21 protein-coding genes and 1 pseudogene are annotated in these 22,189 nt (G+C 67.6%); 6 read left to right on the top strand and 16 right to left on the bottom strand.

Annotation, left to right across the window (positions count from 1 at the left end; genetic code table 11):
- Entirely contained in the window at positions 1-1,677 is a 1,677-nt protein-coding gene (locus tag ACFWF2_RS20865; protein ID WP_379309085.1) for an AMP-binding protein, read from the top strand.
- A 185-nt stretch (positions 1,678-1,862) separates the two neighbouring features.
- Here ACFWF2_RS20865 and ACFWF2_RS20860 read toward each other — a convergent pair whose 3' ends face one another.
- The 13 genes from ACFWF2_RS20860 to ACFWF2_RS20800 all read right to left on the bottom strand — a co-directional run bounded on the left by ACFWF2_RS20860 (position 1,863) and on the right by ACFWF2_RS20800 (position 14,305).
- On the bottom strand, positions 1,863-2,924 hold the full coding sequence (locus tag ACFWF2_RS20860) for a lytic murein transglycosylase (RefSeq protein WP_379309083.1): 1,062 nt from the start codon (positions 2,922-2,924) through the stop codon (positions 1,863-1,865).
- A 395-nt stretch (positions 2,925-3,319) separates the two neighbouring features.
- On the bottom strand, positions 3,320-4,621 hold the full coding sequence (locus ACFWF2_RS20855; protein WP_379309082.1) for a TetR/AcrR family transcriptional regulator: 1,302 nt from the start codon (positions 4,619-4,621) through the stop codon (positions 3,320-3,322).
- The gene (locus ACFWF2_RS20850) at positions 4,618-5,235 is read right to left on the bottom strand and encodes a hypothetical protein (RefSeq protein WP_379309081.1); all 618 of its coding nucleotides are present in this window, start codon (positions 5,233-5,235) and stop codon (positions 4,618-4,620) included. Before ACFWF2_RS20850 ends, ACFWF2_RS20855 begins: the two co-directional genes overlap by 4 nt.
- A gap of 8 nt (positions 5,236-5,243) precedes the next feature.
- Positions 5,244-6,428: an MCE family protein gene (locus ACFWF2_RS20845; RefSeq protein WP_379309080.1), complete on the bottom strand. Its 1,185-nt coding sequence runs from the start codon at positions 6,426-6,428 to the stop codon at positions 5,244-5,246.
- Positions 6,425-7,534: an MCE family protein gene (locus tag ACFWF2_RS20840; protein WP_379309079.1), complete on the bottom strand. Its 1,110-nt coding sequence runs from the start codon at positions 7,532-7,534 to the stop codon at positions 6,425-6,427. Before ACFWF2_RS20840 ends, ACFWF2_RS20845 begins: the two co-directional genes overlap by 4 nt.
- Positions 7,531-8,631, bottom strand: a complete 1,101-nt coding sequence (locus tag ACFWF2_RS20835; protein WP_379309078.1) for an MCE family protein — start codon at positions 8,629-8,631, stop codon at positions 7,531-7,533. The genes ACFWF2_RS20840 and ACFWF2_RS20835 overlap by 4 nt, the downstream gene beginning before the upstream one ends.
- On the bottom strand, positions 8,631-9,644 hold the full coding sequence (locus tag ACFWF2_RS20830) for an MCE family protein (RefSeq protein WP_379309077.1): 1,014 nt from the start codon (positions 9,642-9,644) through the stop codon (positions 8,631-8,633). Before ACFWF2_RS20830 ends, ACFWF2_RS20835 begins: the two co-directional genes overlap by 1 nt.
- Positions 9,641-10,663 carry an MCE family protein gene (locus tag ACFWF2_RS20825; protein WP_379309076.1) on the bottom strand — a complete coding sequence of 341 codons (1,023 nt, stop codon included), beginning with the start codon at positions 10,661-10,663 and terminating at the stop codon, positions 9,641-9,643. The genes ACFWF2_RS20830 and ACFWF2_RS20825 overlap by 4 nt, the downstream gene beginning before the upstream one ends.
- Positions 10,660-12,096 carry an MCE family protein gene (locus ACFWF2_RS20820; RefSeq protein WP_379309075.1) on the bottom strand — a complete coding sequence of 479 codons (1,437 nt, stop codon included), beginning with the start codon at positions 12,094-12,096 and terminating at the stop codon, positions 10,660-10,662. Before ACFWF2_RS20820 ends, ACFWF2_RS20825 begins: the two co-directional genes overlap by 4 nt.
- A 5-nt stretch (positions 12,097-12,101) precedes the next feature.
- A complete protein-coding gene (locus ACFWF2_RS20815) occupies positions 12,102-12,965 on the bottom strand; it encodes an ABC transporter permease (protein WP_379309074.1) in 864 nt (287 codons plus the stop codon).
- 1 nt (position 12,966) lies between these two features.
- A complete protein-coding gene (locus ACFWF2_RS20810; RefSeq protein WP_379309073.1) occupies positions 12,967-13,851 on the bottom strand; it encodes an MlaE family ABC transporter permease in 885 nt (294 codons plus the stop codon).
- Positions 13,852-13,895: 44 nt separating this feature from the next.
- Positions 13,896-14,081, bottom strand: coding sequence for a hypothetical protein (locus ACFWF2_RS20805; RefSeq protein WP_189033405.1), 186 nt, complete (start codon positions 14,079-14,081; stop codon positions 13,896-13,898).
- On the bottom strand, positions 14,081-14,305 hold the full coding sequence (locus ACFWF2_RS20800) for a hypothetical protein (protein WP_379309072.1): 225 nt from the start codon (positions 14,303-14,305) through the stop codon (positions 14,081-14,083). Before ACFWF2_RS20800 ends, ACFWF2_RS20805 begins: the two co-directional genes overlap by 1 nt.
- Before the next feature lie 472 nt (positions 14,306-14,777).
- Between ACFWF2_RS20800 and ACFWF2_RS20795 the strand changes: the two genes are divergently transcribed.
- Both ACFWF2_RS20795 and ACFWF2_RS20790 read left to right on the top strand, forming a co-directional pair.
- Complete coding sequence (locus ACFWF2_RS20795; RefSeq protein WP_379309071.1) at positions 14,778-15,944, top strand: thiolase family protein; 1,167 nt, start codon at positions 14,778-14,780, stop codon at positions 15,942-15,944.
- A 5-nt stretch (positions 15,945-15,949) separates the two neighbouring features.
- Positions 15,950-16,951 carry an oxygenase MpaB family protein gene (locus ACFWF2_RS20790; RefSeq protein ID WP_379309070.1) on the top strand — a complete coding sequence of 334 codons (1,002 nt, stop codon included), beginning with the start codon at positions 15,950-15,952 and terminating at the stop codon, positions 16,949-16,951.
- A 70-nt stretch (positions 16,952-17,021) separates the two neighbouring features.
- On the opposite strand, the gene ACFWF2_RS20785 is transcribed toward ACFWF2_RS20790, so the two are convergent.
- Positions 17,022-17,762 (bottom strand): SDR family oxidoreductase, encoded by a 741-nt coding sequence (locus ACFWF2_RS20785; RefSeq protein ID WP_379309069.1) that lies wholly within the window; start codon positions 17,760-17,762, stop codon positions 17,022-17,024.
- A gap of 64 nt (positions 17,763-17,826) precedes the next feature.
- Positions 17,827-18,372, bottom strand: a pseudogene (locus ACFWF2_RS20780) (TetR family transcriptional regulator); the annotation flags it as partial.
- A 93-nt stretch (positions 18,373-18,465) separates the two neighbouring features.
- On the opposite strand from ACFWF2_RS20780, the gene ACFWF2_RS20775 reads away from it, so the two are divergent.
- On the top strand, positions 18,466-19,968 hold the full coding sequence (locus ACFWF2_RS20775) for an FAD-dependent monooxygenase (protein ID WP_379309068.1): 1,503 nt from the start codon (positions 18,466-18,468) through the stop codon (positions 19,966-19,968).
- A gap of 40 nt (positions 19,969-20,008) precedes the next feature.
- Here ACFWF2_RS20775 and ACFWF2_RS20770 read toward each other — a convergent pair whose 3' ends face one another.
- The gene (locus ACFWF2_RS20770; RefSeq protein WP_379309067.1) at positions 20,009-20,752 is read right to left on the bottom strand and encodes an oxygenase MpaB family protein; all 744 of its coding nucleotides are present in this window, start codon (positions 20,750-20,752) and stop codon (positions 20,009-20,011) included.
- Positions 20,753-20,928: 176 nt separating this feature from the next.
- Between ACFWF2_RS20770 and ACFWF2_RS20765 the strand changes: the two genes are divergently transcribed.
- On the top strand, positions 20,929-21,789 hold the full coding sequence (locus ACFWF2_RS20765; protein WP_379309066.1) for an oxygenase MpaB family protein: 861 nt from the start codon (positions 20,929-20,931) through the stop codon (positions 21,787-21,789).
- A gap of 98 nt (positions 21,790-21,887) precedes the next feature.
- Positions 21,888-22,189, top strand: a 302-nt coding sequence (locus ACFWF2_RS20760) for a diiron oxygenase (RefSeq protein WP_379309065.1), incomplete at its 3' end; no start/stop codon positions are given.

Raw genomic sequence — 22,189 nt, 5'->3', positions numbered from 1 at the left:
ATGACGGAACGAACGGACGCGATCCCGGGCGCGCACCGGGCCGATATCGCGAGCATGCTGCTCGACCGGCTCGGTGACCAGCGGCTCGGCCTGCGCACCCGCGACACCGACTGGACCTGGGACGCGGTCGTCCACGAGTCGGCCGCCCGCGCGGAACTGGCCCGCGCCCTGCGCCGCGACGGCCCGTTCCACATCGGCGTGCTGCTGGACAACGTGCCCGACTTCGTCTTCTGGCTCGGCGCGGCGGCGCTGGCGGGCGCGACGGTGGCGGGTCTCAATCCGACCAGGGGCACCACCCAGCTGGCCGCCGATGTGCGGTATGTCGACTGCCAGCTGATCGTCACCGACGCCGCGGGGATGGCTCGTCTGGGGCAGCTGGACCTCGGCCTCAGCGCAGATCGGTTCCTGCTGGTCGACGACCCCGGCTACGCCACCCGCATCGATGCCCACCGCGTGCCGCCCACGGCGGCGGGCGGGCCGGAGCAATTGCTGCTGCTGTTGTTCACCTCGGGTACCACCGGCACGTCGAAGGCGGTGCGGTGCACCCAGCGCCGCCTCGCCGTGGTCGCGCACGCCGCGGCGGCGAAGTTCGGGCACGTACGCGACGACGTGGACTACTGCTGTATGCCGCTGTTTCACGGCAATGCCATCATGGCGCTGTGGGCGCCTGCCCTGTCGGTCGGCGCGACGATCTGCCTGACCCCGAAATTCTCTGCGTCGCAGTTCCTTCCGGATGTGCGGCACTTCGGCGCGACCTACTTCACCTACGTCGGCAAAGCACTGGGATACCTGCTGGCCACGCCCGAAGCCGCGACGGATTCGGACAATACGCTGGTGCGGGGGTTCGGCACCGAGGCGTCGGTGGCCGATCAGGACGAGTTCCGCCGCCGCTTCGGCGCGGAACTGTTCGAGGGGTACGGCTCCAGCGAGGGCCCGAGCTTGGCGGCCTTGGATCCCGCCGCACCGCCCGCCGCCCTCGGCAGGCCGGCGCATCCCGGTGTGGCGGTGGTGAATCCGGACACCCTGCAGGAGTGCGCGCGGGCCGAACTCGACGAGCACGGCCGGGTCCGCAATCCCGACGAGGCCATCGGGGAAATGATCGACAAAGCGGGCGCGCTCGCCTTCGAGGGCTATTACAAGAACGAGGTCGCCGACGCCGACCGCATTCGCAACGGCTGGTACTGGACCGGGGATCTGGGCTACCTCGACACCGACGGATACCTGTACTTCGCCGGTCGCAAGGGTGACTGGATCCGTGTCGACGGCGAGAACACCTCGGCACTCATGATCGAACAGGTCCTGCGCCGTCACCCCGCGGTCATCGCCGCCGCCGTGTTCGGGGTGCCCGACCCCCGCTCGGGCGATCAGGTCATGGCCGCCGTCGAAGTCGCCGATCCGGCCTGCTTCGATGTCGCCGAGTTCACCGAATTCCTCCGCACCCAGGACGACCTCGGCAGCAAAGGTACACCCCGGTTCCTGCGCGTCTCGGCCGACCTCCCGGTGACCGGGTCGAACAAGGTGCTCAAGCGCGAACTCCAGGAGCAGGCCTGGCGCACCGATGAACCTATCCACCGGTGGGCAGGCCGGGGCGCACCGCACTACCGCCGCATGACCGAAGCGGACAAACAGGCGCTGGAGTCGGAATTCGCCGCGTACGGCAGGCAACGCATGCTGTAGCTGTCCGTGCGCCTGGTGGTGTCGCGCACCGTCGAACAGGTAGTCCGCGTCGTTCGGTGCCCGTCGCATCAGTCGGCGGTGCGCGGCAGGGCTCCAGGGCCGCACCGTCGGCAGGCCGTCGGCGTCGCGGTACCAGCTCTGGCAGCCGGTCGGGGCGAACGCGTCGTGCGCATCACAGTGTCCGGTCAGCCCTGTGGCATCGGCAGTGGAATGCTGACGCCCAGCGGCAGCGTGATCTGCGGGCCGGGTGTCGGGTCGGGTTCGGTCGGTGGCCGCTGCGTTCCCGTCGGCTGGTCACCGCACAGGATTCCGCACTCGATGGCGCCGATCACCGGCAGCGACACCAGGATCACCGGCTCGGGCGATGGAGTCGGGGCCGGTGCCATGGGTTCGAGCATCAGTGGGGCTTCGACTGCGGGGGAGGGAGTTTCGGGTGCGGTGTCGTCCAGGGGCAGGATGGGGGCGGACGGCACGGTGGCAAGGTCGACGTGGACCGGGGACCCGCCCGTGCGGTAACGCTCCGACCAGCCGAGTACGTCGGCGGTGTAACTCGCTGAATAGTTGTAGCGGAGCACCGCACGCTGCCGCGCGGCGGGATCGCGCAGATCGGTCCCGTCGGCGCACAGGTAGCGGGCCGCGGCCAGGCTGGCGTCGAAGACATTGTGCGGGTCGGCCGTGCCGTCGCCGTTTCCGTCGGTGGCGTATCGGCTCCAGGTGCTCGGCAGGAATTGCATCGGGCCGACCGCGCGCACGAATCCACCCTCGGCGGCGGGGATCACTTCGTTGCCCGGCAGCGTGCCGTCGAGCGCGGGCCCGAAGATCGGCCGCAGCGTCGTGCCCGCGGCGTCGGTGTTTCCCCGGTCGGCGTGGTCGGACTCGATCTTGCCGATCCCGGCCAGCAGATGCCAGCTCACACCGCAGCCTGGCGCCGAGAGTTGCAGGGACAGTTCGGCATTGCGGTAGGCGGCAAGGACGGTCTCGGGGATCCCGAGCCCGCCCGTGGCAGCGACCGGAGTGACCGCGACGGGCGGCGTCGGATCGATCGGCGGCGCCGCTGTGCGCAGCTTGCGCGGGACGGGCGGAGTGGGCGCCAGCAGACCGACGACCGTCGACTCCGCAGGCATCGACGCGACAGCGACAGGCGGAGTGGGCAATTCGCGCGCCGCCGGTGCGGTGGCACGCGCCGAACCGGAGACGAGCAGACCTGCCGCGAGGATCGTGGTCGCGGCGAGAGGGGTGGGGCGCATGGTGATGCCACCTTCTGTTGTCTTGTCCAGTCGTCTGCCCGGACGTTCCGGCGTGTGCGCGCCGGGGCTGGGTTCCGATACCCCGAGAATTATGTTACTGATGGTTCTGGCGAAATGGCATGCTAATCGGCGATATTCACGCAATACAAGTGATCTGACAATCAAGATAAGTGGATGATAATTCTCATCCAATCCGGTACCGTTCGAAGTGCCCGGCGACGACGTGGGCGGCGTATTTACCCCACGCCACACAGCGATCGCGCGTCGTGCCTCCCTCGCGCGCCCACGCGGCAGCCCGGCGAACTCACTGCCGCGGCGGACGGGCGATCGAGTAGTCGCGGCGTCCGGATTCGATGTGCAGGTCCGGACGCCGCGCACCGGGCACCGGGTGGCGCCTATCGCGACAGCGGCCGACCGAGGATGATGGTCTCGAGAAGTTGAATCACGGTGTCCTGCGGGCAGATTCCGTCGTCGCCGAAGGTGCGTCCCAGATCGACGACCAGGCTGAACGCGGCGTGCACCAGGACTCGCGCCTCGCTGATCGACAGTTCCGGCCTGGCCCCGACCACCAGCCGCGCCCACTCGGTGACGATCAACTGCTGGAGGTGGCGCAGGGTCACCTGATCGGTCTGCTCCACATGGCGGAACTCGGCGTAGTAGACGAAGGTCAGCGCGCGTTCGGCGAACGAGCCGGACACATACAGGCCGATCAGCGTGCCCAGTGCCCCGGCCGGGGTGTTGGCGGCGGCTGTCGCGGGCCTGATCGCCGCGGAGACCCTGTCCGCCGCCCGTCGGAAGGCCGCCACCAGCAGATCGCTCTTGCTGCGGTGGTAGCGGTAGACCGCCGACGCGGAGGACAGCTCGGCGGCCGCGGCGATGTCCTCCACACTGACGTTCGGATACCCGCGCTCGTGGAACAGCTCGACCGCCTTGTGCAGCACCAGTTCGTGCTTGAAGGGCTGAGCCCGCCCTGTGCTCCGGTGGGCCGCCGCACTGGCGTGCCGATCGGTCAGATCGGCGTCGACCAGCGTCCAGCTCGTCGAACGGAGCAGCGCGGCAAGAGCTTTCGCGGGGACGGTCGCATGGTGATCGCCGATGCTGCTGATCACGGCGAAGATCGACACCGCCCGCGCCGCGCGATCGTGGCCGTCCAACTCGGGCCTGACCTCGCCGATGCGTGCCCGCAGGCTCGCGATCGCCGCGGCGAACTGGTCGCTGAACTCCTGATGGTCGTCGGGTTCGAGGTAGCGGCGTTCCCAGCGAGCCAGCGCTGCGGTGGGCCGGTTGGCGATGGTCGCGGCGACGATGGCGCCCAGCACATGGTCCAGGCGCTGCCGCGGAGACCAGCCCGCCGCGTCCTCGGGCAGTTCGACGGCTCGCAGGGCGAGTCCGGACAGGCGCAGCAGTTCGGCGCGGAACAGCGCGTACTTGCTCGGAAAGTGCCGGTACAGCGCGGTCGAACTGATGTCGAGACGCCGGGCGATGTCGTCCATGCTCACGCCGTGATAGCCGTGTGCGCCGAACGCGGCCGCCGATTCCGCGGCGATCTGCGCCCGCCGGTTCTTCGGCCTGCGCCGGACCGCCCGCGCCGCGGAATCCGCGGTCGGTTCGTCGGCGTGCTTGCCCGACGTCCTGGCCTTCGCAGCGCGCGGGGAGCGGCCGGTGTGCCGGGGGGATAGCGCGCCGGGTTCGGTCACTGCGCGGGCGCCGTCGTCAGCGGGGAATTCACTTTCTCGACCAGCCACCGGCCGTCGTCGTTGCGCAGGCTGAGCACCATCGACAACTGGCCGGGCTTGGCCTTGTGCTCGGTGCCGAGGCTCGAGATGGTCGTTCCGATCACCACGATCGCCTCGGCGGAGGTCTCGTCGCCGGTGCGCAGTGCGCACTGGGTGTCGGTGGTCTTGGAGACGACTTCTCCCTGCGTGAGGGCATCGCGCAGTTCGGTGCTGGTCGACTCGAACTGCTTTTTCCAGTCACCGGTCGCCCCATCGAGAACGGCCTTGAAGTAGGTGTCGAGGCTCTTGCTGTCGTAGTCGGCCAGAATCGGGCCATAGTGGCAGGCGGCCTCGCGGGCCCGCTGCTGAGCGGCGAGGAGATCTTTGCTGTCCTTGTTCTCCAGGAACAGCACCAGCGAGGTCGCCACCGATGCGCCGAGCACGACCGCCGCGGCGCCGCGCAGGCCGAGCGTTTTCCGGTCGATCTCCCACCACCTGCCGGGCTCGGTCGTCTTCTGCTCGATCGTGGGCACCGCCGCAGCGGGCTCGTCGACTTCGGATGCCCTTGTGGTCGAGGTGTTTTCGTCGTTGCTCATCGGGACTCCTAACGGGGTGCTGGCACCGCGGGCTGGGACAGTTCGTTGCCGGTCACGCCGGGCGGCGGGCCCGCTCCGTTGTCAGGGCCCGCCGGTCGCGGCGCGTTGGCCGAACCGCGGATCTGCAGGGCGGGATTGTCGGTGACGCAGTAGTTGTAGAGCCGCACCCTGGTGTCGGTAGTGGGGGTGGTCGGCACGGTCGGGACGGTCTCGTAGTCACACGTCGGGCGCGGCCACGGATCGACGAGGGTGTAGTACGCGTTGTGATGGGCGGGGACGCCGACTGCTTCCGCGAAACGGCTCAGCGAGGGGAACAGCACCTCGATGGCGGGCTGGCGTAGCTTGGCCGCCCGGGTGATGGCCACCAAGTTGGTCACCAGATCGGTGATCGGGTTCTGGGTGCGCGAGATGAAACCGCCGAGGGTGGCGAGCTGTCCCGGACCCTGCTCGAGCAGATGGCGCAGTTCGGCGTCGGCGGCGGTGAACTGCTGGAACAGGGCGCTCCCCGCCTGGGTGACGGTGCCGAGGTCCGGTTGCGCGTGCGCGGTCGTGGCGGCGATGACCTCGAGGTTGCGCAGCAGGTGCTCGGTCTGGGGGAGCAGGTCGGTGAGTCCGGCCATCGCCCTGCTGATCCCGGAGATCATGTTGCGCAAGCCGTCGGGCCCGCCTGCCAGCGCCTTGTCGAGTTCGTCGACGATCACGGTGAGCCGTTCGGGATTCATACCGCCGACCAGGCCGCCCAGATTGCCGAGCACCGACTGCATCTGCACCGGCACCGCCGTCGAGGCACGGTCGATCACCGCGCCGTCGCGCAGGAAGGGACCGGATTCGGACACGGGCCGGAAATCCAGGTACTGCTCGCCTGCCGCGGACAACCGGGCGACCGCCACCGTGCCGCCGACCGGAATCCGGACGTCGTCGGAGATCTCGGCGACCGCGGCGATCCCGTCACCGGCGACCCGCACGTCCTCGACCCGGCCGACCCGGACGCCGCGGAAGGTCACATCGCTGCCGACGGTGAGCCCGCCGGAGGTCGCCAGGTGCACGGTGACCGCGAAGTCGGACCTGGTCGGGTCGATCCGCAGCACCGCACCGCCCAGATACAGGCTGCCCAGCACGAGCACCACGATCAGGCCGAGATTGGCGACCGCGACGCGGCGGCGCACCAGCCATTGCCACAACGGTGAATTCATCGGGGTCCCTCCTGCGCCGGGGGTTGTGGCGTGCTGTTGAGCCGGCCGGTGACCTTGGCGATCACCTCGGCGATGCTGCCGAGGAACATCGGCACGTCACCGGTCTCCGGCCAGCGGCTGCCGATCGGATCGCTCAACGCGCCGATGTCGAGGTAGGACAGGGTTCCGCCGACGGCCAGGTTCGGGCCGCGCAGGCTGTCCATCACGTGCGGATACATCTGATGGAATCCCTCGAGCGTGCCGGTGAGATCGTCTCCCATCTGCGAGAACCCCGACATCAGGTTCTGCACGCTCTGGAAAAGGCTCACGAATTGCGCTCCGTTGGAGGTGCTGAAATCGCCGAGCGCGTCGGTGGTCACCGCCAGCTTGTCGATCAGTTCGACGATGGCCTGATTGTTCTCGGCGAACAACCCGATCAACTGCGGGAAGCTGTCGGCGGCGGCGCCGAGTTCGGTTTTGCGCCTGGCCAGTTCGCCGGTCAGCACCGACAGTCCGGACAGGGTGGCGTCCAGATCGCCGGTGCGCGCGTTGAGCGCGGCGATGACCGCGGTCATCTCGCCGATCAGATGCTGCAACTGCGGGGCCTTGCCTGCGAAGATGGAGTTGAGTTCGGCGGTGGCCCTTGCCGCCTGGTTGAGCCCGCCGCCGTTGATGAGCATCGAGATCGACATCATCAGCTGCTCGACCGAGGCCGCCGAGGCAGTGTGCTCGGTGCCGATGGTCGCGCCCTCGCGCAACGGCGGTCCGGCCTGGTCGGCGCTGGGCAGTGTCATGGCGACGAAGATGTCGCCCAGCGGGGTCGCCTGGCGCAGTTCGACGGTGGTGCCCGCGGGCAACTGGATGTCCTCGCGGATCAGCATTTCGACATCGGCCAGGAACGAGGTGGTCGAAATCCCGGTGACCACACCGATATCGGTTCCGCCGATCTTCACATGCGCGCGATCGGGCAGGTTGAGCGCGTCGCGGAAGGTGGCGTGCACGGTGTAGCCTGGCCCGCCGATGCCGGGCTCGGGCATCGGCAGCTCGGCCACGGTCAGGCCGCACGCACTGGTGGAGGCCACGGCGACGGTGCACAGGACCGCCGCGGTGGTGGAGCGCAGGTTCATTTCGTCAGTCCCAGCAGCGCGGCGGTCAATCCGAAGTCGGGGCCCAGGTCGGAGATCTTGCCGGTTCGGCAACCGTCCAGACGCATCTGGACCCGCTCGCAGAACAGCGACAGCGCCTCGCCGTCGAGGATCACCTTGTCGAGCAGACCGTGCAGGCGCAGGGCCTGGTGTTCGCGGCTGATGGCATTGTCGAAGTTCTGGAACATCAGCGGACCGACGTCGATGACCTCCGTGAGATTGCGTGCGTTGGCGCGCATCTGGGCCGCGATCGCGACGAACTTGGTCACCGCGCCCGCCAGCTGGTCCTCGTTCTGACCGACCACCGAGGAGGTGTTGGTGATGAAGTCGTCGAGCTGGGCCAGCACCGCCTGCAGACCGGGGGACTGCTGACCGAACAGGGCGATCAGCTCGGTGAGGCGGCCGCTGAAATCGCGGACGGTCTGATCGTTCTCGGCGATGATCTGGGTGATCTCGCCGAGCTTCACGATGGTGTTGGAGATCTGATCCTTGTTGGCGAAGGTCAGCTCGAAGGCCGCCGAGAGTTCGTCGAGGGTCTGGCGCAGCCGGTCACCGTTGCCGTCGAGCAGCGGGTACAGCACCCGGCTGGCCATCGGCCCGGTCTGGTTGTCGCCCTTCAGCGCCTCGCCCAGCTGATCGAAATTCGCCAGGATCCGATCGAGTTCGACCGGTGTCCTGGTGCGGGTCAGCGGCAGATGCGCGCCGTCGGCGAGTTCGGGACCCGACCCGGTGTAGGCCGGTGCCAGCTCGACGTGCCGATTGGTGATCAACTGCGGTGACACCAGCGCCGCCATCGCGTCCGCGGGAATTCGCACCTCGCGGTCGACCGACATCACCACCTCGACGTAGCTGCCGCGCGGGGTCACCGAATCGACCACGCCGACCGGCACCCCGAGCACGGCTACTTCGTTGCCCGCGTACAGGCCTGCCACGTTCTCGAAGTCGGCGCTGATCCGCTTGCGCTCGCTCAGCACCTGATCGCCGAATCGGGTCACACTGTCGGGCAGCAGCGAGCAGCCCGATACCAGCGCGGCGGCCAGGCACACCGCCGCGAGCTTGTTTCTGCGAGTGAAAGTCATCAGTTGCACCCCTGCACGGCCTGCGCGAAGCACAGCCAGTTGTCCGGAAAGAGCCACGGCGCCCAGATATCGCCATAGGGTCCGTTGCCCAGCACGTTGTTGAACTGGCGCAAGGTCACCGGGGCGATCTCATAGATCCGGTCCAGGTTCTCCTTGTTCTTGGTCAGGCCGTCGGCCATGGTGTTCAGGTTCTGGATCAGCGGGGCGAGCTCACCGTTGTTCTCGATGCCCATCTCCTGCAGCAAGGCCGACATCGCCGCGACGTTGTCGAGCAGTTGGGTGAGCAGGGTCTGCCGTTGCTGCACCGCGGCGCCGATCGCCTCGCCCCTGGTCAGCAGCACGAGCACGCTGTTGCGGTTGTCGGAAACCAGGTGCGAGACCTGATCCATGCTCTTCAACAAGGTGTCGACCTCGTCGCGCCTGCTGTTGATCACCTGGGCCAGCGCGCCGATGCTGTCGAGCGCCTGGACCGCCATGGCGGGGGAGTCGCCCAGCTGCTGGGTGAGGACGTCGAGAGCGGTGCGCAGTTTCTGGGGGTCGATGCGTTCGATCCGCTCGAACGAGGAACTGTACTGCGGGTCCCGGATGACCTTGCTCAAGTTGTAGGGGACCGTGGTGTTCTCGATCCGAATACGGTTGTCCGGCAGTCCCTTTCCATCGCCTGGGTGCAGGTCGACGTGCAATCGGCCGAGAATGGTCGACATCTCGATCGATGCCTGGGCGTTGGGGCCGAGACGGATGTCGTCGCGGATGCGCAGGGCCACGTCGACCTTGTCGTCGACCAGCTTCACCTCCTGAACCTCGCCCACCTCGATCCCGGAGATGTCCACGGTCGCGCCGGGCCGCAGGCCGGCCGCCTGGGCGAATTCGGCGTGAACGGTCTTGTCACCCAGCTGGATCCGGGACAGCACGCTCGACCCGCCCAGCAACAGCACCACGGTGGACGCGGCGATCAGGCCGAGCCGCAGCTGGCGATTGCCACGCGGGAATCCTGGTATACGTGGCCGGATCATCGGCACACCCCCGAATGTGAATTGCCGCCGACCTGCGAGAACAGGCCTTCGGGGAGCAGGACGCCCCACAGGGAGACGTCGAGACCACAGAAGTAGGCGTTGCCGTAGGCGCCATAGCCGGTGAATCGGGCGACACCGTTGAGGAAGTCGGGAAGTTCGACCGCGCCGCGATCGAGGGCGGCGCCGTTGTAGAGCAGCATCATCACCCCGGTGGTCGCGTTGCGCTGGGCCTCGGCCACGCCGGGCTGAACCTGCCCGATGAGCGAGACCAGCGAGTTCGTCGCCCCGGACACCCGTTCGACCGAGCTCTTGAGCGACTCGCCCTCGGCGTAGAAGCCGTCCATCAGGCTGCGGGTCTGGGTGATCAGGGTTTCCAGCTCGTCGCTGCGGTTGGCCAGACCGGCCAGCACACTGCTGAGATTGGTGAGCACGTCGCCGAGGATCTGATCGCGCGCCCCGAAGGTACCGGCCAGCTCGGCGGCCTGGGTGATCAGCGCCGACAGCGACACCTCGTTGCCCTGCAGCGCCTGGATCAGCGTCTCGGACAGCGAATTGATCTGATCGGGCTGCAACACACTGAACAGCGGTTCGAAGCCCGACAGCAGGGCCGAGACGTCGAAGGACGGTTCGGTGTTCGCCAGCGGAATCTGGTAGCCGGCCGGCACCGTCGCGCCCGCTTCGGCGCCGGGCGCCAGCGCGATGTAGCGCTGGCCGATCAGATTCTGATACCGCACCAGCGCTTTGGTGGTGTCGGTGAGGTGCTGGCGTGACTGGATCCGGAAATCGACCCTGGCGGTGTAGTTGTCGTCGAAGTCGATCGCCTCGACCCGGCCCACCCGGACACCGGCCATCCGCACGTCATCGCCGACCCGCAGGCCGAGCACATCGGTGAAGACGGCGGAGTAGTCGTCGGTGTCGCCGGGGACGGTGCGTTGCAGGGTGGACCAGATCGTGTAGGTGAGCACCGTGGCGAGCACGACGAACAAGCTGAAACCGACTGCTGCCTTGGTGTATTTCACTGTTGGACACCACCTTCGGTAGCGGGGACGAGCGGCAGGTTGCCCAGGATCGACCCGAGCAGCAGCAGCTGGGTGAAGTTCGGCGCGCCGCCGACGATCGCGGACACCGCGGCGATCCCGGTGAGTGAGCGCGGCTGCGCCGCGGGCGTGCCTGCGGGGGCCGGATCGACGGCCGCCGCTGGCGCGGTGATGCCCGGAATGGCGGGCAGGCCGGGAATCATGGGAAGCCCGGGCAGCGTCGGCACGGTGACCTCGGGCAGCGTGGGCAGACCCGGGATCGGCAGGGTGGGCACCACCGGGGCGGGCCCGGCCGACTCCAGCCGCCGCGGAATCATGCTGTCCGCGTATTCCTGTGGCGGCGCCACCTCCGGCACCGTCGGACCGCCGCAGCGGGGACCGGTCATCTCGCCGTAGCGCGGGCAGTCCTGCGCGGTGTATTGCTGGAACGGCGTGAACGAGACATTCAGGCGCCAGGCCATCTGCCTGCGCGGACCGAAAGTGAATGTCTGCTGCAGTTTCTGGATCGAGGCATTGAGGTTGGCCGCCGTCGACTGCAGTGCGCCGGGATCCTTGGCGATGCCGCCGAACAGCCCGTCCAGACCAGCGACCAGCTCCTTGCCGGAATCGGGGTTCGCGGCGAAGAGCGCGTTCACCGAGTCGACCGCGGTGTTGCCCTGTACCAGCAGCTCCACCAACTGGGCCCGGTGTTCGTTGAGGGTGCGGGCCGAGGTGACCGAGTCCGCCAGCACGCCGACCAGTTCCGGCGCCGACTGGCTCAATGCCGTGGTGGCGCGGCCGAGGTTGCCCAGCAGGTCGCCGATCTCGGGAATCTGATGCACCGCGGTGAGCCACTGGTCGAGGCGCTCGATAGTGGAACCGGGTACCCGGGAATTCGGGTCGAGTGCCGCCGAGAGGGTGGCCAGTACCCGGCCGAGCTTCTCGGGCTGGATGTTGTCGAGCACATCGCGCAGGGTGTTGAGGGTGGACTGCAGCTGGATCGTCGCCTCGCTGGTGTCCTCCGCGATGGTGGCGCCCGCACGCAGGCCGGTGGCGGTGCCGCCGTTGTCGACGAGCTGGATGGAGGAGACGCCGAAGATGTTGTCGGGGACAACGCGCGCGGTCACCGTGTCCGGGATCGTCTCGGCCAGTCCGGGTTTCAATTCGAGGGTGGCGTGCTGGCGTTCGCCTTTGGCGACCATCTCCACGGAGGCGACGGCGCCGACGACCATGCCGCGGAATTTGACGTCGGCGCGCTGGGGTAGCCCGTCGCCGGTACTGGTGAGGTCGGCACCGACCACCACGGTGTCCTCGAACTCGCCGTTGTAGCGCAGTGCGAGCAGATACAGCGCGACCGCGAACGCGGTGATCACCGCCAGCCCCGCCAGCGTGAGCTGGACGGGTCTGGGGCCGCGCCCACTGGGATCGAGAATCATGCGACCTATCCCGAAATCCGGAATCCGGGGTCGATGCCCCAGATAGCAAGGGTGAGAAACAGATTGGTGAAGACCATCACGACGATGACCATCTTGATGGCCCGGCCGGCCGCGACCCCGACACCTTCGGGGCCGCCGGAGGCGACGAAACCGTAGTAGCACTGGATGAAGGCGGCGAGCAGGACGAACACCACCACCTTGAACAGCGAGAAGAACAGGTCCCCGCCGACCAGGAACTGGAAGAAGTAGTGGTCGTAGGTGCCCGCGGTGGTGCCGCCAAGGACCAGCACCGACAGCTTGGTGGCGAGGTAGGACACCGCCAGGCCCATCGTGTAGAGCGGCACGATGGTGACGGTGGCCGCGATCATCCGGGTGGTCACCAGGTAGGGCAGCGGCCGGATGGCGATCGATTCCAGCGCGTCGATCTCCTCGGAGATCCGCATCGAGCCGAGCTGGGCGGTGAACCGGCACCCGGACTGGATCGCGAAGGCCAGCGTCGCCAGGATCGGCGCGATCTCGCGGGTGGTGGCGAATCCCGAGATCGCGCCGGTGAGCGGACCCATCGTCAGCAGGTTGAGCGCGGAGTAGGACTCCATGCCGACCGTGATGCCGCCGAAGGCACACAGCACGACGACGACACCGACGGTGCCCCCGCCGACGATCACCGAGCCATTGCCCCAGCCGACGTCGGCGACCAGACGCGCGACCTCCTTGCGGTAGTGGCGCAGGGTGAACGGGATGGCGATCAGGGCCTGGAAGAAGACGATGGCCTGGTGGCCGATGCGCTGGTTCGCCTGGACCGGGATCTTGGCGGCCGCGCCGACGGCACGGACCGGACGCAGCGCGGGCGGAATGTATTCGGCAGCCACGTCACACCACCTTCGCGGGGAACAGCGTGTTGTAGAGCTGGGTGATGATGATGTTGGTGGCGAACAACATCAGCGCCGAGGTGACGACCGCCGAGTTGACCGCGTTCGCGACCCCGCCCGGGCCGCCCTTGGTGTGCAACCCGGTGTCGCAGGCGATGATCGCGGTGAGTACACCGAAGATCGCCGCCTTCACCAGCGCGACGAGCAGATCGTTGGCGACGGCGAAGGAGGCGAAGGAGCTGATGAACGAGCCGGGGGTGCCGCGCTGGGCGTAGACGTTGAACATGTACGCGGTCGCGAAACCGACGAACACGATGAACCCGCACAGCAGCATGCTCACCAGGACCGCCGCGGCCAGTCGCGGGGCGACCAGCCTGCGTACCGGATCGACGCCCATCACCTTCATGGCGTCGATCTCCTCCCGGATCGTGCGTGAGCCGAGGTCGGCGCAGATGGCCGAGCCGACCGCGCCGGCGATCATCAGCGAGGTCACCAGCGGCGCGCCCTGGCGGATGATGCCGAGCCCGGCGACGGCACCGATGAAGGTGGTGGCGCCGACTTGGTTGACCAGCGCGCCGACCTGGATGGACACGACGACCGCGACCGGAATCGCGACGAACGCGGTCGGCACGGCCGAGACATTGGCCATGAAGGCGCACTGGCGGACGAACTCCTGGAACGGGAAGCGTCGCTGCACGATCGACAGGAACAGCTGTACGATCGCGGCCCGGCCGAGCAGGACCTGCCTGCCCAGGGTTTCGACGGATTGCTGGGGGTGGCGTTGCCAGAGCCCGGAGACGCTGTCGGCGATCCGGCCGATTTCGGACGGTTCGGTGGCCGGTCCCGGCGGCGCGGTGCCCGCCGGTGGATGCTGGGTGGAGCTCACGCTGCACCGGTCCTTTCTTGCTGCGCGTGGAGTTCGCAGCTGCTCTACAGCGTGCTCAGCCAGCGTTCGAGGAGGATGACGAATCCGGCGACGCCGGCGATGCCGACGGCGACGACGCACAGCAGCGCGACCCACATGCCCACGCGCAGAACGGGATTGACCTGTGTCCGCCCGCCCAGGATCTTGACGACGGTCACCACGATGTCGATGACCCAGACCAGTGCCATCATCAGGTCATCGTCACATTCGCGAAGGTGAGCACCGGCCAGCAGACGATCGATCCGAGGAACGAGATGACCAGATCGACGCCGTGGAGATTGCGCAGGTGCGAGGTGTGGGTAAGCGTCCAGACGACACCGACGAGTCCGTACGGGATGCCGATGATGATCAGGGTGCCGAGGAACTCGGAGACCTTCATCTCGTAGCTCAGTAGCCTGTCGAGCCGTCGCAACATGGTGTACCGGTGTTCCTTTCCGCAGGACCGGTGGCATCGACGGCTGGTGGCCGACGTCGCTGACGGTCCGATGATGTTGCCAAGCATTCTGTCGCTGGCAGGTACCTCTATGGCGGATCCCCCAGTGAACGCACTGTTTATCCGCAGAGTTCACAGTGTTCCGCGTTGATCGCCATCGTTAAGTTACTATGGATTCTGGAAAATGTGAGCAAAATCGCCGGTTATGTTTTCGGGGTTCGGCGACCGCTCGGCCGGTGGCCGCATCGGCGCCGCGGCTGCGTTGCCCGGCGCCGATGCAACCTCCGCATCGCGTCCCCGACCCCAGTCGAACGATGCGGAATGGACAGTAACATGACCCACCGATTGCAATCTACTGCGCATGAAGCAGTCGAAACATCGATAAGAATCGACGGAATCATGATTAACTTATGGCCTTGAGGCCGCCGACGGTCGGCGGTTGCGCAGGAGGATCATGATGTCCGCGGTCATCGTCGATGTTGTCCGAACGCCGTCCGGACGGGGAAAGCCCGGCGGCGGCCTGTCGTCGGTCCACCCGGCGACCCTGCTGGCCGGAGTGCTGGCCGAACTGGTCGACCGGACCGGGATCGACCCCGCCCTGGTCGACGATGTGATCGGCGGGTGTGTCACCCAGAGTGGTGAGCAGTCGAGCAACATCACCCGCACGGCTGTGCTGGCGGCGGACTTCCCGGAGTCCGTGCCTGCCACCACGGTCGACCGGCAGTGCGGCTCCAGCCAGCAGGCCGTGCACTTCGCGGCTCAGGGCGTGCTCGCCGGCGCGTACGACGTGGCGATCGCCTGCGGCGTGGAGTCGATGAGCCGGGCGCCGATGTTCTCCAACGCGCAGGGCAAGGACGCGCTGCGCGGCCCGCTCGCGGTGCGCTACCCGGCCGGTCTGATCGGCCAGGGCATCGCCGCCGAAATCCTGGCCGCCCGATGGAAATTGGATCGCACCACACTCGACGAGTTCGCGGCCCGCTCGCACCGGCTGGCGGCGGCCACCGCCGCGGCGGGCGGTTTCGACGCGGAGCTGACCTCCGCCGGTGTCCTCGACGCCGACGAGACGATCCGGCCCGGCACCACCGTCGAGAGTCTGGCGAACCTGCGTCCGGCGTTCACCGATCCCGCTGCGCTGGAACGATTTCCGGAGATCTCCTGGTCGGTGACCCCGGGCAACTCCTCGCCGCTGACCGATGGCGCGTCGGCGGCGCTCATCATGAGCGAGCGGGCCGCGGCGAAGCTGGGGCTGACCCCGCGCGCGCGGTTCCATTCGTTCGCGGTGGCCGGCGACGACCCGACGCTCATGCTGACCGCGGTCGTCCCGGCGACCCGCAAGGCACTCGAGCGGGTCTCGCTCACGGTCGACGACATCGACTCCTTCGAGGTCAACGAGGCGTTCGCGCCGGTTCCGCTGGTGTGGCAGCACGAGCTCGGCGCCGATCCGGACCGGGTGAATCCTCGCGGCGGTGCGATCGCGCTGGGCCATCCGCTCGGCGGATCGGGCACCCGGCTGCTCGCCACCATGGTCAACCATCTCGAGCAGACCGGCGGTCGCTACGGGTTGCAGACGATGTGCGAGGCGGGCGGCATGGCCAACGCGACGATCATCGAAAGGCTGTGACGGCGATGAACACGGCAGCGAAGTCCGGCGAACCCGACTACGACGACCCGACCAGCGCGATGTACGTGGCCGAGGGTCGGGGCCACGTCCCCAGGCCGGGCACAAGCATTCTGTCCGAGCCGGATCCGGCGACGCACCCGCCGTTGACGCTCGCGCAGGTGCGGATCCCGCTGCCCGACAGCCACCGTTCGCCGCGCAAACGGCCCGCGCAACTGGCGGACGCGCTCGACTTCTGGGCGTTCGCGGGCGCGGCGGCGAATGTCGCGATGCAGTTCGCGCATCGCGGGGTCGCGGCGGGTGTGATGGAGAGCCCCGTCGAGTCGGGGGCGCTGATGGTGCATCCGTGGAAACGGTTGCGTACCACCGCGTCCTATCTGGCGGTCGCGGTGCTCGGCTCCGACGAGGAGAAGCGGGCGATGCGCGAGGCGGTGAACGTCGCCCACCGCCAGGTGCGATCGGGACCGAACTCGAAGGTGAAGTACAACGCCTTCGACCGCAACCTGCAGCTGTATGTGGCGGCGGCGATCTACATCGGCTACGAGGACACCCACCAGCTGCTGTGCGGCAAGATGACCGAGGCGGAGCTCGAGCAGTTCTATCAGGGCGCGGACACTTTCGGCACCACCTTGCAGGTCCATCCGGACATGTGGCCCAAGACCCACGCCGAGTTCGATGCGTATTGGGTCCAGGCGTGTCGAGAGGTGGTGTGCGACGACGATTTCCGGGCCTACATCGATGATCTGCTGCACCTGCGGATGATCCACTGGTCGCTGCGCCTGCTGCTGGGTGGGCTGCTCAGGTTCCTGACGGCGGGATTTTTGCCACCGCACTTCCAGGAGCAGATGGGCGTCGAGTGGAGTGCGTCGGATCAGCGGCGGTTCGAGAATCTGTTCCTCTTTGTCGGATTCGTCAACCGGTTCATCCCGCGGTTCATCCGGTTCTCCGGCACCAACGCGATGATGGCCGACGTGCGGCGCCGGATCCGTCAGCACAAGGCGATCATCTGACTCGCCAGGGGGAGGGGGCCGCCGGCTCGTCGAGCAGGCGGCCCCGGTCGTCGCACGGTCCGGGCACGGGTCACTGACTGGTCAGCCACTCCGGCAACCGCGTCTGCGCGAGGCTCGCGCCCGCGCTGGGCAGCAGCTCGCGGTCCGGCACCGCCCCGAAGTAGCGCGCCCGCGGATCGGTGATCACCTCGCGCGGATCGTGGCGTGCGGCAAGCACCGTACCGATCCATTGGTCGAGGCCGAACACCTCCGGTCCCGCGATCTCGACGGTGCCGTTCAGCGGGGCGCCCACCGCGGTCTTGCCGACGGCAGCGGCCACATCGTCGGCAGCCATCGGCTGCACAGCAGCGCCGGACAGCCGCACAGTGCCCGAGACGGTCGCGGAGTCGGCAATCCTGCCTGCGAATTCGAAGAACTGCGTGGCGCGCACGATCGAGTACGGCAGCCCCGAACCCTTGATCAGCTCCTCCTGCGCCACCTTCGCCCGGAGGTAGCCGGACTCGGGCAATCGCTCGGTACCCACGACCGACAACGCCACGTAGTGCCCGACCCCAGCCGCGCCGGCGGCGTCGAGCAGGTTCGTGGTGGAGGTCCGGAAGAACTCCATGACATCGTCGTCCTCGAACGACGGCGAATTGGAGACATCGACCACCACATTCGCATCCTGAAGCACCTCCTTCACTCCCTGGCCGGTGAGCGTGTTCACTCCCGTGCTCGGCGCGGCCGGAACCGCCTCGTGGCCGTGTTCACCGATCCGAACGACGAGCTTCGAGCCGATCAGCCCGGTGCCGCCGATGACGACGATCTTCATGCTCGTTCCTTCCATTCGAGTGTTCGCTGGTCGATGCGCTCGGATGTTCCAGCGGCGCCGAACCAGTCAGCAGCTGACGGATCACCGGCCCGGCCCAGCGGACGAGTTCGTCGTGGCCGAGGTTCGCCACGGCGGGGTTGGCCAGAACGTACCGCGTCGTGGCCAATCCGATGACGAACGCGCCCATCAATCCGGCCCGCTGTTCGGGGTGATCGGGCGTGACGGCAGCCAGCTTCGGCGCCACCTGCGAGGCGAAAACACGCCGCATGGTGTCGGCGGCCGCCGGACTGGTCATCGCCGCGCGCAACAACGCGACGAAGGTGGTGTCCTCCTCCCAGACCGCGAAGAATCTGGACAGCAATGCCTCTGCCACGTCATCGGATTTGATCTTGGTCAGGTCAGGCAGGTCGAGGGTGAACTCGGCCGCGGCGGCGAAGAGATCCTGTTTGCTGCCGAAGTACCGCACGACCAGGGCTGGGTCGATGCCGACATCGGCGGCGACCGCACGCAGGGTGGTGCGTTCGTAGCCGTCGGACCCGAAGCGCCGTCGAGCCGCCACCAGAATGTCGGCGCGTGTCTGCTGGGCGTTGCGCGCCCGCGGAGATGCCATGCGATGAGCGTAAGTCACCGACTGTTGACATGGCCAGCGTCGCCGCCTATCGTCTAAGTCACCACTTGTTGACATAGCGGCGAGGAGTGGGAGATGAACCACGATGTGCCTGTCCTGATCGTCGGAGCCGGACCGACCGGACTCACCGCCGCCGTGGAGCTGTCGCGGCTCGGTATCGGCGTCCGAATCATCGACCGGGCGCCCGAACGTTCACTGACATCCCGCGCACTCGGCGTCCAGGCCCGCACCATCGAACTGCTTCGCGGCCGCGGTGTCGGCGACGAGATGCTGAGGCTGGGCAACCGCGCGAGTGCAACCACGCTGTACTCCGGCGGCAAGAAGCTGGCTGCCATCGAATTGCACCGGATGCCGAGCGAATTCAATTTCGTGCTGCTGTTGGCGCAGTCGGAGACCGAACGACTGCTGACGCAGCAGCTTCGCCGGCAGGGGGTCGAGGTCGAACGCGGGATCGAGATGGTCTCGATGTCCCGGCGGACCGACTGCGTCGATGTGCAACTGGGCAGCGGCGCGGAGACCACCGATGCGGCCACGGCGTCGTATCTGATCGCCGCCGACGGCTCCCACAGCGCGATCCGCAAGCAGCTCGGATTGCCCTTCAAGGGTAGGTCACTGGCACAGAACTATGTATTGGGTGACCTTCGCCTGGCCGGTGACATCCCGGAGGACCAGCTGTCGGTCTTCTTGGCGCGCAGGGGATTTCTGGCAGTCTTTCCGATGGGCAATGGCCGGTTCCGGTTCATGGCCACCGATCCTGAGGGGGTCACCGGTGATGCCGCCGAGCCCTCGCTGGAGGACATCCAGTCTCTGTACGACCGCACCGTGCCCTTCCCCGCCCGCTTGTGCAACCTGAACTGGAGCTCCCGGTTCAGGATCAACAGCCGCCACATGACAACTCTGCGAGACGGCCGGGTGTTCTTCGGTGGCGACGCTGCCCATGTGCACTCTCCTGCGGGCGGTCAGGGCATGAACGCAGGCATACAGGACATGATCAATCTGTCGTGGAAGCTCGCGATGGTAGTCAAGGGCCAGGCCCGACCGGAGCTGCTCGACACCTACGAGTCCGACCGGCTGCCGGTGATCCACGATCTGGTGCGGATGACGGAACGGGCCACCAGGGTGTTCAACTCCACCAATCCGCTTGTGCACGCAGCCCTGACTCGGTTCGCTCCCGTCCTGCTCGGCAGGGCCCCTGTCCAGAACAAGACCGCGCCGAAACTGGGACAGCTCACCGCGGGATACCGTGGCTGCCCCATTGCCAAGGGCGGCGGACGGATTGGGCAGCTGCAGGCGGGCGACCGGATGCCGGACCTGCGCGTCGACGGGGCGCGCCTGGTCGACATGCTGGACCTGTCCACCCTGACCTTGTTCGTCACGCCGGGCGCAGGACGGATCTCCGACGCCTATCGCCCATGGCGGGACATACTCGCGGTGCGGCCGGTGTCGCTACCCGACGAGATGGCGGACGGGTGGCTGCTGGTGCGGCCGGACGGCTATCTCGCGGCGGCCGGAAGTTCGGGTGACGCGCGGAGGCTCGCCGGCTGGCTTGATAGGTGGCTCATTCGAACAGCTAGCTGAGCGCCGCGCGCGGCCGGATCGGCCTACCCTGCGGCCCCGGTCATCGCACGGTCCGGGCACGGGCCTGCGACACGTAGCGAATTCGCCTGGGCGCGATCGTGAATCCGGTGCGCGCGGTGAGCGCGACGGCGCGCAGTGCGGTGGTATCGGCCGGCGTGGGCCGGATATCGAACAGCGTGCGCGCCCGTGGATGCTGCATCGCCCGGGCGGCACCGGCGGGCAGGTGCCGGACGATCCAGGCATCGGGGCGCAGGACCTGATCGCGGAATTCGAGCGCGGCGGGGCTGATTCGCAGCTGGGTCGCGCAGGCGTCGGTGAAGTACTCGGTGAACTCGGGACGGGTCCGGGGGAGCAGCCGATCGCTGACACCGTAGGTCCGGTACCAGGCACGGGTCTCCCGGTAGAGCTGGTCGCGGTCGTCCGCGGCGAGCGCGGGACCGAACAGGTCGGCGGCGGTCATCAGCGTCTCGACGTAGGTGGCGTGCTGGAACAGGAACACGTCGGGATGGAGGGCGTGGTAGCGGTGTCCGCGGTCGTCGACGCCCTTGACGTGCTCGTGGGCGAAGCGGATCACCGAGTCCGCCGCCCGGCCCGTGTGCGCCAGATAGATCATCTGCGAGACGGTGCGCTTCTTGTGTTCCCACAGTCGATTCGGCGCGTGCTCGCGCAGCGCGGTCGCGATGACGGGGTGCAGTACCTGCAGTCCGACCGCGCGCGGCAGTGTCAACAGGAATCGCCGGTCGCCGAGGTGGCGCCGCAGTAGTGGTCCGGCCTGCTCGGTCATGGATGCCCCTCCGTTGTGATCCGAGCAGTAAGTTACTCTGCGTTCCGGCTATCTGACAGTAGTCCAACTGGGAAAACGCCATCTATGTGACATGCGATTCTCGGATGGCCTTGCGTGAGTGGCCAGGCGAATGAGAGTCTGAATGAGGAAATCTCTCACTCTCCTGGAGGTTGGTCGTGTCACAGCCCCGCGCGGCAGCGCAGCCGCAGCATCCCGTCGACGACAACGCCGAGCGCAGGCATCGCTACCTCACCGGCGCCGGTGCGATCCTCGGCGGACCCGCCAATGTCGTGATGCAGCTGAGCCTGTTTCCGGTCGGGCGGGGCGTGGTGGAGAGCACGGTCGAATCCGGGAGCTACGCGACGAATCCGGGCAAGCGCGCCAAGACGACGCTGACCTATCTCGCGGTGGCGATGCTCGGCACCGACGAGGACCGGGCCGTGTTCCGCGAGGCGGTCGGGACCTCGCATCGGCAGGTGCGCAACCGGCCCGGTGGGCCGGTGAAGTACAACGCCTTCGATCCACGCCTGCAGCTGTGGGTGGCCGCGTGCATCTACCGCGGTACCCGCGACAGTCTCGAGCTGCTGTTCGGCGAGCTGGACGAGACCTTCGCCGACGAGCTGTATCAGGACTCGGCGCGGTTCGGCACGACGCTGCAGATGCCCGCGGAGCTGTGGCCCGCCGACCGGGCGGCGTTCGACCGCTACTGGGACTCGATGCTCGATGAGCTCGCCCTCGATGCCGAGGTCCGCGGCTATCTGCTCGAGCATGTCGTGGATCTCGGGCCGCAGCCCTGGATCATCCGGATCGCCGGGCGGCGGATCAACCGGTTCTTCGTCACCGGATTTCTCCCGCAGCGGTTCCGTGACAGCCTCGGATTGGCCTGGAGTCCGCGTCGGCAGCGTGCGTTCGAGCTGGTCATGCGCGGTTTCGGGCGCGTGTTCACGGTGCTGCCGCCGGGTGCGCGTCATCAGCCGTTCCCGCGCCTGCTCGTCGATATGCGCAAGCGCCGGGCGGCGGGGAAATCGCTCGTCTAGCGAGATGGCAAGGTAGGTGTAACGCAAAGTAGCGCCAACTCTTGTATGGTACTGCCGGTACCACTAAACTGGAGGCAGCATCTACTGAGGAGACATCGATGACGCTGTCCACCGCCGCCAAGCGTCCGGGTGAGCCCGGATACCACGAGATTCTGCGCAGTCTGTCCGAGGGATCCGTGACCAAACACTTCGACCCGTATGTCGACATCGACTGGGATTCGCCGGAGTTCGCCGTGCATTCCGACGATCCGCGCTGGATCATGCCCGCCGAGGACCCGCTGGGCCGCCACCCCTGGTACAAGGCACAGCCGGTCGAGAAGCAGATCGCCATGGGCATGTGGCGCCAGGCCGGGATCGCCAAGGTCGGCCTGGATTTCGAGCAGCTGCTGATCCGTGGGCT

This window comes from Nocardia sp. NPDC060259 (genome assembly GCF_042728775.1).
Lineage (GTDB): Bacteria > Actinomycetota > Actinomycetes > Mycobacteriales > Mycobacteriaceae > Nocardia.
This window is presented reverse-complemented; position numbering and strand designations above follow the sequence as displayed.

Excerpts from the sequence above, each read along its gene's own strand:
- ACFWF2_RS20820 (WP_379309075.1), bottom strand. The coding sequence starts at position 12,096 with ATGATTCTCGATCCCAGTGGGCGCGGCCCCAGACCCGTCCAGCTCACG.
- ACFWF2_RS20830 (WP_379309077.1), bottom strand. The coding sequence starts at position 9,644 with ATGATCCGGCCACGTATACCAGGATTCCCGCGTGGCAATCGCCAGCTG.
- ACFWF2_RS20785 (WP_379309069.1), bottom strand. The coding sequence starts at position 17,762 with ATGAAGATCGTCGTCATCGGCGGCACCGGGCTGATCGGCTCGAAGCTC.
- ACFWF2_RS20795 (WP_379309071.1), top strand. The coding sequence starts at position 14,778 with ATGATGTCCGCGGTCATCGTCGATGTTGTCCGAACGCCGTCCGGACGG.
- ACFWF2_RS20790 (WP_379309070.1), top strand. The coding sequence starts at position 15,950 with ATGAACACGGCAGCGAAGTCCGGCGAACCCGACTACGACGACCCGACC.
- ACFWF2_RS20800 (WP_379309072.1), bottom strand. The coding sequence starts at position 14,305 with ATGTTGCGACGGCTCGACAGGCTACTGAGCTACGAGATGAAGGTCTCC.
- ACFWF2_RS20835 (WP_379309078.1), bottom strand. The coding sequence starts at position 8,631 with ATGACTTTCACTCGCAGAAACAAGCTCGCGGCGGTGTGCCTGGCCGCC.
- ACFWF2_RS20840 (WP_379309079.1), bottom strand. The coding sequence starts at position 7,534 with ATGAACCTGCGCTCCACCACCGCGGCGGTCCTGTGCACCGTCGCCGTG.
- ACFWF2_RS20770 (WP_379309067.1), bottom strand. The coding sequence starts at position 20,752 with ATGACCGAGCAGGCCGGACCACTACTGCGGCGCCACCTCGGCGACCGG.
- ACFWF2_RS20860 (WP_379309083.1), bottom strand. The coding sequence starts at position 2,924 with ATGCGCCCCACCCCTCTCGCCGCGACCACGATCCTCGCGGCAGGTCTG.
- ACFWF2_RS20805 (WP_189033405.1), bottom strand. The coding sequence starts at position 14,081 with ATGATGGCACTGGTCTGGGTCATCGACATCGTGGTGACCGTCGTCAAG.
- ACFWF2_RS20850 (WP_379309081.1), bottom strand. The coding sequence starts at position 5,235 with ATGAGCAACGACGAAAACACCTCGACCACAAGGGCATCCGAAGTCGAC.
- ACFWF2_RS20845 (WP_379309080.1), bottom strand. The coding sequence starts at position 6,428 with ATGAATTCACCGTTGTGGCAATGGCTGGTGCGCCGCCGCGTCGCGGTC.
- ACFWF2_RS20865 (WP_379309085.1), top strand. The coding sequence starts at position 1 with ATGACGGAACGAACGGACGCGATCCCGGGCGCGCACCGGGCCGATATC.
- ACFWF2_RS20775 (WP_379309068.1), top strand. The coding sequence starts at position 18,466 with ATGAACCACGATGTGCCTGTCCTGATCGTCGGAGCCGGACCGACCGGA.